The sequence below is a fragment of the Archangium lansingense genome (assembly GCF_026626635.1).
GTDB lineage: Bacteria > Myxococcota > Myxococcia > Myxococcales > Myxococcaceae > Archangium > Archangium lansingense.
The window spans coordinates 4366191-4378219 of record NZ_JAPNKA010000001.1 but is presented as its reverse complement, the minus strand read 5'-3'; the positions used below and the strand labels follow the sequence as shown (position 1 = coordinate 4378219).

At 66.6% G+C, this 12029-nt stretch carries 9 protein-coding genes; 3 read left to right on the top strand and 6 right to left on the bottom strand.

The genetic code is table 11. The annotated features are described in order from the left end of the window. Positions 1 to 169: 169 nt before the first annotated feature. Positions 170 to 1084: an endonuclease/exonuclease/phosphatase family protein gene (locus tag OV287_RS17895; protein WP_267535244.1), complete on the top strand. Its 915-nt coding sequence runs from the start codon at positions 170 to 172 to the stop codon at positions 1082 to 1084. On the opposite strand, the gene OV287_RS17890 is transcribed toward OV287_RS17895, so the two are convergent. The 4 genes from OV287_RS17890 to OV287_RS17875 all read right to left on the bottom strand — a co-directional run bounded on the left by OV287_RS17890 (position 1085) and on the right by OV287_RS17875 (position 6206). Next, a complete protein-coding gene (locus tag OV287_RS17890; protein ID WP_267535243.1) occupies positions 1085 to 2677 on the bottom strand; it encodes a DUF3943 domain-containing protein in 1593 nt (530 codons plus the stop codon). Between the two features lie 637 nt (positions 2678 to 3314). Continuing rightward, complete coding sequence (locus OV287_RS17885) at positions 3315 to 4094, bottom strand: M57 family metalloprotease (RefSeq protein ID WP_267535242.1); 780 nt, start codon at positions 4092 to 4094, stop codon at positions 3315 to 3317. Positions 4095 to 4472: 378 nt separating this feature from the next. Then, a complete protein-coding gene (locus OV287_RS17880) occupies positions 4473 to 5072 on the bottom strand; it encodes a hypothetical protein (RefSeq protein WP_267535241.1) in 600 nt (199 codons plus the stop codon). A 156-nt stretch (positions 5073 to 5228) separates the two neighbouring features. Then, positions 5229 to 6206, bottom strand: coding sequence for a tetratricopeptide repeat protein (locus OV287_RS17875; RefSeq protein WP_267535240.1), 978 nt, complete (start codon positions 6204 to 6206; stop codon positions 5229 to 5231). 379 nt (positions 6207 to 6585) lie between these two features. On the opposite strand from OV287_RS17875, the gene OV287_RS17870 reads away from it, so the two are divergent. After that, complete coding sequence (locus OV287_RS17870) at positions 6586 to 7752, top strand: Ig-like domain-containing protein (protein WP_267535239.1); 1167 nt, start codon at positions 6586 to 6588, stop codon at positions 7750 to 7752. A 108-nt stretch (positions 7753 to 7860) separates the two neighbouring features. On the opposite strand, the gene OV287_RS17865 is transcribed toward OV287_RS17870, so the two are convergent. Next, on the bottom strand, positions 7861 to 9855 hold the full coding sequence (locus OV287_RS17865) for a beta strand repeat-containing protein (protein ID WP_267542361.1): 1995 nt from the start codon (positions 9853 to 9855) through the stop codon (positions 7861 to 7863). 440 nt (positions 9856 to 10295) lie between these two features. Here OV287_RS17865 and OV287_RS17860 point away from each other — a divergent pair, with 440 nt between their 5' ends. Next, on the top strand, positions 10296 to 11273 hold the full coding sequence (locus tag OV287_RS17860) for an MBL fold metallo-hydrolase (protein WP_267535238.1): 978 nt from the start codon (positions 10296 to 10298) through the stop codon (positions 11271 to 11273). A gap of 93 nt (positions 11274 to 11366) precedes the next feature. Here OV287_RS17860 and OV287_RS17855 read toward each other — a convergent pair whose 3' ends face one another. After that, on the bottom strand, positions 11367 to 12002 hold the full coding sequence (locus OV287_RS17855) for a DJ-1/PfpI family protein (protein ID WP_267535237.1): 636 nt from the start codon (positions 12000 to 12002) through the stop codon (positions 11367 to 11369). Positions 12003 to 12029: the final 27 nt, after the last annotated feature.

Sequence of the window (12029 nt, the reverse complement as noted above, 5' to 3'; positions counted from 1 at the left end):
GGCCTCCCGCCTGCGGGTGGCCAGATGCTCTTGTTTGCATGGACCGAACCCTACTTCCAGGAGGTACTCGGTGCGTCAGGTGGGACCCTACTCACGGACACCTCGTCTTGGGCTCCCAAGGGGGGAGGGAAGACGGTGGCTCGGATTGCTGGCATCATCCTTGCCCTACATGCGAATCGACCGACTTCTCGCCGGCCTGTTCCTCGCGACCTCGGTTGCGTGTGCCTCCTCCTCGTCGTCCCTACGCGCTGACTCGGCGCCAGTGACGCTCTCGGACTTAGGGGCCCTGACGGACCCCGTGTCCGCGCGGACCGGGGGCGACCTGCGGGTGATGACCTTCAACATCCAGTCGGCCATTCGCGGCCTGGACAAGGTGGCCGAGGTCATCCGCTCCGCCTCGCCCGACATCGTCGCGCTCCAGGAAGTGGATGTCGGCTCGTGGCGCGCCCGCGGGATGCATCAACCCGCCGAGCTGGCCCGGCGCACGGGCCTGAAGTATTACGCCCACTTCCGCACCACCCGGCTCTTCGGCGGTGACTACGGCGTGGCACTCCTGTCGCGCTACCCGCTGGAGTCCGTGGAGCAGCACCCGCTGCCGGTGTTGCCAGGCACCGAGCCGCGCACCGTGGCCCGCGTCCTCGTGAAGGTGAACGGGCAGGACGTGAGCGTCTACGTCACCCACCTCACCCAGCGCCCCTTCACCGGTGACATCCGCGTGCGTCAGAGCGCGGCCATCATGAGGCTGATGGCGAAGGATCCCCGGCCCAAGCTGCTGATGGGCGACATGAACGACACACCCGACTCGGGCTCGCTGCGGCTCTTCAAGCACGCGCTGGCGGACGTGTTCGACCTGCGGGGGAAGGGGCCCGCGGACACCTATCCGCTGCCGCTCTTCCCCGGCCTGCGCATCGACTACGTGCTGGCGAGTGACCGCTTCATGCCGAGGAGCAGCGAGGTGCTGCGTGTGAAGGCATCCGACCACTACCCGCTGGTGGCGGACCTCACGCTGTTCGAGCCCGCGAAGGCGCCCACCCCCGAGGGGATGGAGCGCCTGCCGGAGACGGTTCCCGCTGGCGGCCCGTAGTCACTCGAGCCGCGGCCGGGAAACCTGACGAAGTCCGCCGCCGGGCCTGCTCGCCGCGCCTGAAAATGCGTCGCTCACGAAGCCGTAATACAGACGGAACAGCGAACCGGCATGGCTGAGGTTGCCCAGGGTAGGGTCCGATGCGGCGCGAGTCGACCATTGGACTTCCACGCCCAGGACGTGGCCGCCGACGATTCGCAATTCGCTCCCCAGCCAGCCATACGAGATGAGCTCCGATCCGGGCTCACCTCTAAACCCTCGAATGAAGTAGTTGCGGGCACCGGCGTTGATGGAACCCGAGTCCCGGAGCAGCAGTCGCAACTCGAGAAGGCCCTGGCCACCGCCTCCGGCGCGGAAGTCCCGCTCTCCGCTCGTCGCCGTGATGGCGCCTGCTCCCCCGAAGAAGATGGGGGCCACCAACACCGTGCCCTGAAGCGTCACTCCCGCGCCCAGGGACACGTCCATCGCCAGCCCCGGCCCCAATGCACTCGTCGAGACCCTCAAGAGAGGGAGCGTGCTGTAGTCGTAGCTTCCAAACACGCCGATGAGGCCATGCGCCCAGGGCTTGGGTTGAAAGCCAGTTCCGAACAGGAGCCCCCGCAGGAAAAAACCCACGTAGGGGGTCCTCGGCAAGGAGAGCTCGAATCGCAGGTCGTAATAATCGAACGGGCCGTAGTCGAGGTCGCCGGAAGTTCCCGGAAAGCCCTGGGTCAGACTGACGCCCAGGCTGAGCTGCTGACCAAAGCCGAGGAGCTCCGTGCGCGCACCGGTCTGGTCGCGGATGCTGCCGCCGTAGCTCGAGCCGATCCATGTTCGATAGAAGAGATTGGACTCGGCCAATTGGGCTCGCCGCTTGAACACGTAGTAGTTGAAGCTCGCGAATGGGGACAACGGCGCCGCGGCGATGTGGCGCAGGACGCTGTTCTTCTCACCTCCATGCCCGATCAGGTCGTTCCATACCCGATACAAGGCTTCGCCAAGAAGAGCTCCGGCGAAGGTCGTGGTGATCTGGTCGTTGAGGGAGGGCGGCTCCGCCTCTCCTCCGACTTCCCAGAGCAGACTGCCCGCGCCCACGTACAGGAATGACTCCCAGAACGACAGTCCGCTCGAGCGCGCGGCCGAGAAGTACAGAGACCCCTGGTAGGGATGTCCGAGCTGGTTGATCTCGAAGTTGTCGTCGTCGATGACCCAGGGGCCGTTGAGATTGTCGCGAATGCTGCCAGGCGTGACGTGCGTCCACTCCTCGTCATGAAAGGCCAGCCTGTTGAACGCGACGAATCCGCCATAGATCGCGAGGACTTCAGCGGCAGGAATCAGATAGCTGGCAACGGTCTTCCGGGGGGCCGAGGTGTCGAAGGGCGTGTCCGCGTTCGCGGAAGAGGCCGCTCCCGGCGGCACCTGCGACGAGCTCGATTCAGGAGGCGTGCCGCCATCGGGCGCCGGCGCGGGCGAAGTCTCCGCGGACTGGCCCACATTCGCTTCGCCAGCATCCTGGGGTACCCCCGCATCGAAGGAAACCGCGATGTCCGCTGCTGTCGGCGCGTTGAACGAGGCTGACGATGTAGCGACAGCGATGAGAATCAGAACGAACATGTCCCTCCTGCTTTTGGACGCGGTGCTGTGGGCTGCTCAGAAGCGGAAGCCGGCCGACACTCCCCCACCCTGAGGCGTCACCATCGGCATCACCATGAACAGGGGTCCACCCTTCGCCGACACCCCACCCTTCGAGAAGGGAAGCTGGGCTCCACCGGGCCCGCCGTCCCTTGTGTTGTCCGGCGCTTGCAATACCTCTGAAGCTCGGTCCGCGGCACCCGCCCGGACGCTCCGAGCAGTGCACCGCTCGAGGATCCGTCACGTGAACCGGCCCCCTGGCTCAACATTCGTTGATCTCCAGGCACGCCGTTTCATACGAGCGGCATGGCGGGCTGTCAACACGCCCTGGCGCGTGCCCTCATCGGAGCACTCGCTGCATGGAGTTGCCGACGACCTTCCAACGTGTGCAGCAACGACTCCGCCATCTGCCTGTCCTGGGCCATGGCCCAGTCGGTGTGCTCCACCGGTTGTAGTCCGCCCCGGAGCGCCCGGACGCCCGCCGGTGGTGGCGATGATGCGGCGGGCATAGGGCTCGAAGAACGTCGCGTAGCGCGCCCTCACACCGGGTCCATCACCCGCGAGGGGATGACATGGTCGACACGCCTACGCCGGACAAATACGTCGAAGCCAGACGCCCTCAGTACATGGCATTCAACGCAGTGCGATCAGAGCTGGTGAACTCACCGTCCGTCGTGAGCGGGATGCAGGTGTTCATGAGCGACCCCCCTGCCGTGGCCGTGGGCGACGTCCCGGGAATGAGGATGCCGCCCACACCACCGCTAGAGTAGTCCGTGTATCCGCTACCGCCGATGCCGCAGCTGATGGCCGGATTGGAGGCATCCGTGTGGAGGAGACCGAGCGTGTGGCCGAGCGTGTGGGTGATGACATGCTCGAGCACGTCAACGCTGTAGCTCGCCAGGCCGGTGCCGATCTTGATGGTGTTGTAGGGGAGGCCGCCCGCCGGGAGTCCAGAGGAGTGGGCGGAGCCAGTCATGGTCTGCAGGGAGATGTTCGCGGTGCAGCCAGTGGTTGGTCCCCGCGCGAAGAAGATGCGGAGCCCCAGGACATTGTAATTGATGATCGCCTGATCGAGTCCCTGGCTGAGCTGGGTGTAGCTGTTGAACGCGGTGGTGGGGTTGATGCAGATCTTCGTCACGGCGGTGCCGACGATATTGCTACTCCTGTAGTGCTCCGCGCTCCCCGGGCCGGGCTGGAGCAGCTCCCGGGACGCCTCGAGGCTCACCTGGGTGTCGCGCCCCACGTACACGACATCATCGACGACCGTGACGCCGTCGGCCGGAATCCCCGCCTCGAGCAGATTGGAGATGATCTCCTGATTCTCGTTCTGCACGTCGGCGCCGCAGCCCGCCAGCAACGCGCCACAGCCCACCACGAGCACTGCCGCTCTCTTGAACATGGTCGTACTCCCTCTCGTTCGGACGACAGGCTTTCTAAAACGTTCCTCCCGTAAATCCCAGGAGTTTGAGATTAGAAATCAATACGGACTACGGAGTGAACGCTACCCGGGAGAACCCGGGCCAATCCCAGTTGTGGAAGCGAAGCCGGATGGTCTGACCGGTGTAGCCGCTCAGGTTCACGCTCCCCTGCTTCCACCCATGCCGGGACAGGCGATCGCTTGTCTCAGCGGGCTCATTCTTCTCTCCGAATGAGCCCATCGTCGGGCACTTCGTAATAGTCCCCCTGACTGCCCACAATGGCAGAACGTCACCGGCGTGAGCACGAGGGTGAGCGAGGGGGGGGAATGGAGACGGCCCACGGGGCCTCTCCTCACCGCTCAATCGTCATCATCATCGTCGTAACCCCCACCACCACCACAGCCAACGTCGCTGTCCTGACCATCGTCATCGAGGCGATCCGGCACATCGAAGGTGCACGTCAGTATGCCGCCGTCCGCGTAGTGGTAGACGAACTGACCTTCCGCGTGGTCCGGCGTCACCCGGCGGAGCGTCAGGGAGCCTTCCACCGGAACTCCGGGCGGAGAGAGGTAGGCGCTTCCCGAGCTCGTGAAGCCCTCCCACATGAGCACCAGCGATGGCTCCTCGGGGACCAGTCGGTCCTGCTGTGGCAGGAGCTTCGCGGTCCGCGGGGGGCTCGCCTCGAACCGGGGCTCGCCCGTCAGGGTGATACTGACCCCCCAGTTCACGAGCTCCGAGACGCCGTTGGGCGTGTAGTTCAATTGAACCCGCGTATGCGCGCTCCCGTCGGAATCGCTCACGGTCGACTGGAGAGAGTTCGAGGTGAGGGGCCATGTCACGCTCCGGCCCAGGTGGGTGCCCGTGCATTCGCCCGTGGGATTGGGTGTCGAATGACAGGAGGGGATGAGCAGCGTGCAGGTCAGCAGCGCAAACACGACGCGAGAGGATGAACGGGGCATGGATCGGGTTCTCTACCACAGCCCTTGCCGAGTCCACCCAGCACGTAGTCCCGCGTCGTCTCCAGGCCGAGATTCATGTACTCGGTCTGGTTGTGGCGCTGGAAGGCTGGATCCTCCAACGCCGGGAGCACGGCCCGGAAGAAGCCCGCCCGCTCCTCAGGGCGTCTCCGAGGCCTCCCGGTGAGCGTCGCAAGCGGGGCCGAACCCGAAATCGCACCCCTTCTTGAAGAGGGCAGTGGCGCGCTCCTGGTTCGCCTCCACTCCATCGCCATGCTGGTAGGCGAGGCCCAGGTTGAGGCAGCCTCCCGCCAGCCCCGCATCACAGGCCTTCTCGAAGAGGCCGGCGCCTCGCTTCATGTCCTCCTTCACACCGATCCCGGACATGTAGGAGTGGCCGAGAATGTTGCATCCGTTCATGTCCCCCGCGTCACACGCCTGCGTGAGAAGCGTCGCGGCACGCTCCCGATTCTTCGTCACCCCGTTACCGTCCGCGTAGGCGAGGCCGAGGCTGAAGCAGCCGGTGGCCACGCCCCCGGTGCAGGCCTTCTCGTAGAAGGTGGCGGCGCGCGCCGGATCCTTCGTCACCCCGTTGCCCCGCGCGTAGGTGAGGCCGACGTTGAAGCAGCCCTTCGCGCTCTTCTCGTTGCAGGTCTTCTCGAAGATGGCGAGGGCCTGCTTCGAATCCTGCTTCACCCCCATACCTGCCGCGTAGGCGATGCCGAGGCCGTTGCACGCGTCCAGATGGCCCTTGTCACACGCCTTCTTGTGGAAGGAAGCCGAGCGTGCCGCGTCCTTGGCCACACCCAGGCCCTGCGCGTAGGCCATACCCAGTTTGTAGCAACCTTCCCAGTCGCCCTTCGTGCAGTTCTTCTCGTTGAGCTTCGCGAGGCGGACCAGCTCCTCCTTGCTGATGGGTGCCTCCTGCTTCGACACCTCCTTCTTCGAAGCTTCCGCTTTCGCTCCATCCGCCTTCGGTGCCCCGGCCTTCGGTGCCCCCGCCTTCGGTGCCTCCGCCTTCGGTGCCTCCGCCTTCGGTGCCTCGTGCGCGGAGCTGCGCGTCCCCAGCAGCATCACAGCCACGGTGAGCCCGAGCACCCAGGGGCGCCGGCTTGTCTCGGTTCCAGAGCGAAGCATGTTGAATCCCTTTCCGGGCATGATGGCCCGTCGCGAAAAGTTCAGTCTCCTCATGATACGGAATTCAGCCCCATGGAGGAGAGGGGGCCTCCAACCCACGGCGGCTCCCGCGGCCCAAGGGGGCCTCACCGAATGGACGCGCTTGGACCCGCCGGACAGAGAGGCGCCCCATTTTCAGAGGGAAAAGGGGGGCCCATGGTCCCGAGGGAGGGCGGGGCCGCCCTTGACGGCTTCGATTCCGAGCCAGGCTTTCCGGGCATGCGATAGTCGCCGCATGAAAACACTTCGGCTCCTCGCGGGATGTCTCGTCTTGGGGATGATGGGATGTGGGGAAGATGCGGACTCCGCGGCACCGATAAATGTCCGGGTGGTGGAGGGCGTGACCGAGGGAGAGAGCATCTCGGGCTCGCGGCTCCTCCGGGCCACTGCCGAGGACAACTCGGGCACGGTGGCCCGAGTGGAGTTCTCCGTCTCCGGTTCGCCAGTGTGTGCGGACAACATGGCACGGCCCTCCGGTTCGAGCTTCTCGTGCACCTGGGACTCGTCCACCACATCCCCAGGGCCCCACCAGCTCACCGTGAAGGCCCAGGACGCCGCGGGCAACAGCACCGTCTCCGCCCCCATCTCCTTCACCCTCCTGCCGCCCAACCGCGCCCCCACACTCGGACAGGTGACCACGACGCACACGACCCTCGACGAAGGCTCCAGCACGGGCCTCTCGGTGACGGCCACGGATCCCGATGGCGACACGCTCACCTATTCCTGGACCCAGAGCCCCTTCGCTCCCCTGGGGACATTCGCCGAGGGGACAAACTCCACCCCCTCGTGGACCGCGCCGCTGCTCTCCCGCGACACGACGTTCCTCCTGAAGGTGACGGTCTCGGACGGAAAGGGAGGCTCAGCCCAGGGCACGGTCTCGGTCACCGTGGTGAACGTCCCCGCCCTCAATCAAGCGCCCATCGTGGACGCGGACATCAGCCTGGAACCCCAGGGCCTCGTCGCGGGCAAGTCCCTCCCCCTCTACATCGCGGCGAGAGATCTGGATGGGGATCCCCTCACCTACTCCTGGACGACGGAGCCGCCTGGAGCGGGGAGCTTCACCCGCGCGGACCAGGCCTCCGCCGAGTGGCGCTCGGGGGAACTCGACCGGCGCACCACCTATACCCTGAAGGTCACCGTGTCCGATGGCACCCGCTCAGAGACCCGCTCTGTGAATGTGCAGGTGGGCGTTCCCACGTATGCCCGGGACATCGAGCCCCTCTGGGGTGATAAGTGCGCGGACTGCCACAACGAGCATGGCGCCGAAGGACTGAACCTGCAGGTGGGCAAGTCCCACGCCTCGCTGATGGCGCCGGGGGTGGGGTCGTGTGCCGCAGGCCCCCGAGTCACGCCCGGCCGCCCCGACGAGTCCCTGCTGGTGTGGCGCATCAGCGCCGAGGATTGCGGTCGCCGGATGCCCATGGGCGATCCCGACTACTTCGACCTCAACCCGGGAGAGCTCACGCAAATCCGCTCGTGGATCCTCGCGGGCGCTCTCGACAACTAGCCAAGACTGTCAGCCGCCGCGTCGGTGGGCTCGAGCGCCCGTGTCGCGGCCTCCAGCTGAATGCCGGCGCCGGGCTCATCAAGGCCACGGCGCCGGCGAACACCACCGCTACGGGTGGAAGTAGATGTTGTCGAGGAACACCGTGCCGCCGTTGGGCGCGACCAGGACCATCTGGGCCAGGTGGTGCATGTTCGCCAGGCCCTGGAAGTCAGTGGCCAGCGTCAGCTCATAGGACAGCCAGGCCCCGGTGGCGAGCGGGGGCGTCGAGGTCGCCGTGATGGTGGCAGTCCCCTCGGTGTCGTCGTTGCCGCCAAAGGCGCCGTTGGCCCCGAAGTCGACCAGCTTCACCTGGAAGTTGGTCGCGTTGTCCGGAGTCCACAGGTCCAGGTGCAGCTTGGTGAGCCCCCGTCCCGCCGCGTCGACCTGGTAGGCACCGGCGGTGCCGTAGAACTCGACGCCAACGAAGTTCGCCAAGTTGGTGAAGACGTACTTGCGGGGGGCGGCGCTGCCCGCGTCGGTGGTGATGGTGAACGGCGCCCCACCGGACCCGGCGCTCCAGCCCGTCAGCCACGTGTCGATCTTGGCGCTCTGGTCGGAGGCCGTCCCCGTGTAGCCGCCCGTCACGGAGCTGTAGAGCGAGTACACGGTGTCCCCGGCCGCATGGGTGGGCGCGGGAGGCAGCGTGGTCGGCTGGCTCAGCACGCCGGTGACGGTGATGGCGTAGGACCCGCTGGCAGCTACGCCACCCAGCGTGGCGGAGATGGTCACGGGGCCGCCCGCGCTCACGCCGGTGACGACGCCGCTGCTGTTGACCGAGGCAATCGCCGCATCGGTCGAGGTGAAGTCGAAGAAGGTGTTGGCCACCGGCTTCACGGTGACCGGGCTCCCCGGGTCGCCAGCGACGGTGAAGACGACCTGGTTCTGGTTCGCTTCGATGCTGTAGGTGCCGGCCGTCGCAACCGACGCCGTGATGGCGTTGCCGTTGCCAATGGAGGCCGTGCCCGCGCCGAGGATGCCGGTGCCGAGGTGCTCGTAGATGACATCCGCGAGGTAGAGGGTGTAGCCGTCGGGTCCGTCGGCGACGTGGAAGAGGCCCCCCACGTTCTTGTACCTGGCCGGGTTGGGGATGGGGATGGTGAACTTCTGCCACTGCGTGGTGAGCTCGAGCGCCGTCCGCTCGCTGCCGAAGCCGGTACCGGAGCCGATGCCCGCGTTGTTGCCGATACCCGTCACGTTGATCTTCTCGACCTTGCTCGCCTTCGCCCAGAAGGTCAGCGCGTTGTAGGCGGAGAGGTCACGGGGCGTCGAGGTGACCCAGGCGCCGCCGGAGTAATTACCCGTGCCGGTGACCTGGAAGTTGATGACCTTGCGGCCGCTGAAGGTCTCGGTGGAGTCGACGGTGACGTTGTTGGCGGCGCCGCCGAAGTCCGCGAAGGTCACGTCCGTGCCATTGCCGTCGAAGAAGACGACCTGGTTCGCATCGGGCTGGGCCATCACGGACACGTTCAGCGTCGCGGTCTTCCCCCCCACCGAAGCGGTGATGGTCGCGCTACCCACCGAGACGCCGGTGACGACGCCGGAGGCGCTCACGGTGGCGATGCCCTCGGCGCTGGAGCTGAAGGTCGCGTCCGCGGTCAGCGACTGGGTGGAGTCGTCGCTGTAGGTGCCCGTCACGGTGAGCTGGAGCGTGCTCCCCTGGACCACGGAGGCCGGGCTCGGGCTGAGCGCGATGGACGAGAGCGTCGGCCCCGAGGAAGCGCTGACCGTCACGCTGGTGGAAGCAGTCTTGCCGGAGACCGTGGCGGTAATCCGGGCCGTCCCGGCGGCGACGGCGGTCACCAGGCCACCCGGGCTGCTCACCGTGGCGGTGGCAGGTGTGTCGGAGGCAAAGGTCGCGTTCGCCGTGAGGCTCTTCGTCGAGCCATCGCTGTAAGTACCGGTGACGGTGAGCTGCTGGGTACCTCCGGCGGAGAGGGTGATGGTGGCCGGGGTCACACTCACCCCCGTCAGCGAGGCAGTCTGCTCAGCCGGGTCGCAAGCCGTTTGTACGAGGACCGTCAGCAACAACAAGGAGGACACGACCAGGCGATTCCGTGGGGTCATCACGCGATTCACGCTCCGGCGAAGGTGGGGTGCAGCGGAAGCTGCTGCGACGGGGCGGGCTCCTTGAACGGTGCTCTTGACGCCCCTCGAGCAACTTTGTTCGTTACCCGAACAAAGTAACAACCAAAAAATCAAGCTGTCAAACATGTGCTTCGCCCTCGCCACATGCGCACCATCACCGCGCCGAGCGTGGTCCGTCATGACGCAGCGCAGAAAGGCGGGCCCGATGAGCGCGGCGGGCAGCAGCCAGCATCCCAGTCAGCCGCTGCGCTCTCCCCAGGAGCGATGGAACGAGAAGACTCCACCCATCCGGTAGAGCCGCCGCAGCTCGTGGAAAACCAGGGCGAGGACGGAAGGTGAGCGCGGCGTGAACCAAACTTGGGACAAGGCGGAAGCTGAAGCATAACGCGGGCGATTTCACCCTCACCTGGAGACTCCCGATGAAGATGCGTACTTCCCCCTGGCATGCCGCGATCGCCGCGGTCCTCACCGCCGCAAGCGGCGCCGCGCTCGTGCCCGCCACCGCGCAGGCCGCCGCGCCCATGGTCAAGACCCAGGCGCCGGGCTACTACCGCATGATGCTGGGCGACTTCGAGCTCACTGTCCTGTCCGATGGCACCGTTGACCTGCCGGTGGACAAGCTGCTGACCAACATCAAGCCCCCCCAGCTGGAGAAGGCGCTCTCGCGCGCGCACCTCAAGGCGCCCGTGGAGACCTCCGTCAATACCTTCCTCATCAACACCGGCGCCCAGCTGGTGCTGGTGGATACGGGCGCTGGCAACCTCTTTGGCCCGACGCTCGGCAAGCTGCTGGCGAACCTGAAGGCGGCCGGCTACCAGCCGGAGCAGATCGACGCCGTGCTCATCACCCACCTGCACCCGGACCACCTGGGCGGGCTGCTGGCCGGGGACAAGCGGGCCTTCCCGAACGCCACCGTGCATCTGGCCAAGGCCGAGGCGGACTTCTGGATGAGCGCCGAGAACATGAAGAAGGCGCCCGCGGACGCGCAGTCGGGGTTCCAGAATGCCATGGCGATGCTGACCCCGTACGCCACGGCGGACAAGCTCAAGCCCTTCGAGGGTGACACCGAGCTGGTGCCCGGCATCAAGGCCATCTCGAATGCCGGCCACACCCCCGGCCACAGCAACTACGCCGTGGAGAGCAAGGGCCAGAAGCTGGTGCTCTGGGGAGACCTGTTGCACGTGGCGTCGGTGCAGTTCGCCGATCCGTCGGTGACCATCCAGTTCGACAGTGACTCGAAGGCGGCGGCGGCCCAGCGCAAGAAGGCCTTCGCCGACGCGGCGAAGCAGGGCTACTGGGTGGGCGCGGCCCACGTCTCGTTCCCGGGCATCGGCCACGTGACGCCCGAGGGCAAGGGCTACGTCTACGTCCCGGCCAACTACACCACGAAGCAGTAACTCCGCAGCGGACCGCGGAGTGAAGAGGGGGCCTCCTGTGAGGCCCCCTCTCACGGTCCAGCAGGGGTCCTGCTCCCTGGCCGCGAGCGGCCCTCAGCTTCGCACGCTCGGCTGAAGCATGGCCTTCGTCGCCTCGATCACCGCGGGCGGGGCGCTGCGCAGCGAGCCGGTGGCGAACGGCGGCGCGGGGTCGTACTCGATCCCAAGCTGGACGGACTGGGCCACCATGTCGCCGAACTCCTTGGCGACCAGGGTCAGCGCCATATCAATCCCCGCGGACACACCCGCGGCGGCCACCAGCTTCCCATCGAAGACAACGCGCTCGGCCACGGGGGTGGCGCCGAACTGCCGGAGCGCGTCGGTGACCATCCAGTGCGTGGTGGCGCGCTTGCCCTTGAGCAGACCCGCCGCACCGAGGATGAGCGAGCCCGTGCATACGGACGTCGTCCACTTGGAGGACTCGTCCACGGTCCGTAGCCACGAGAGCACCCGCTCATCCCCCATCGGCTTCGACGGATCCGAGCTGCCGGGAACGACGAGGATGTCGGCGCGAGGTACCTCCTCGAGCCGCTGCTCCGCGTAGATCCGGACGCCCGCGTCGGTGCGCACCGGGCCCGCCTCGGTGGCGACCAGGTGGATGCGCGCCCCCGGAACCATGGCGAAGACCTGGTACGGGCCGATGAAGTCCAGCGAGGTCATGTTCTCGTAGAGCAGGAAGGCAATGTCCATGGCGTGTCCCCCAGAGAGGTGGCTGGC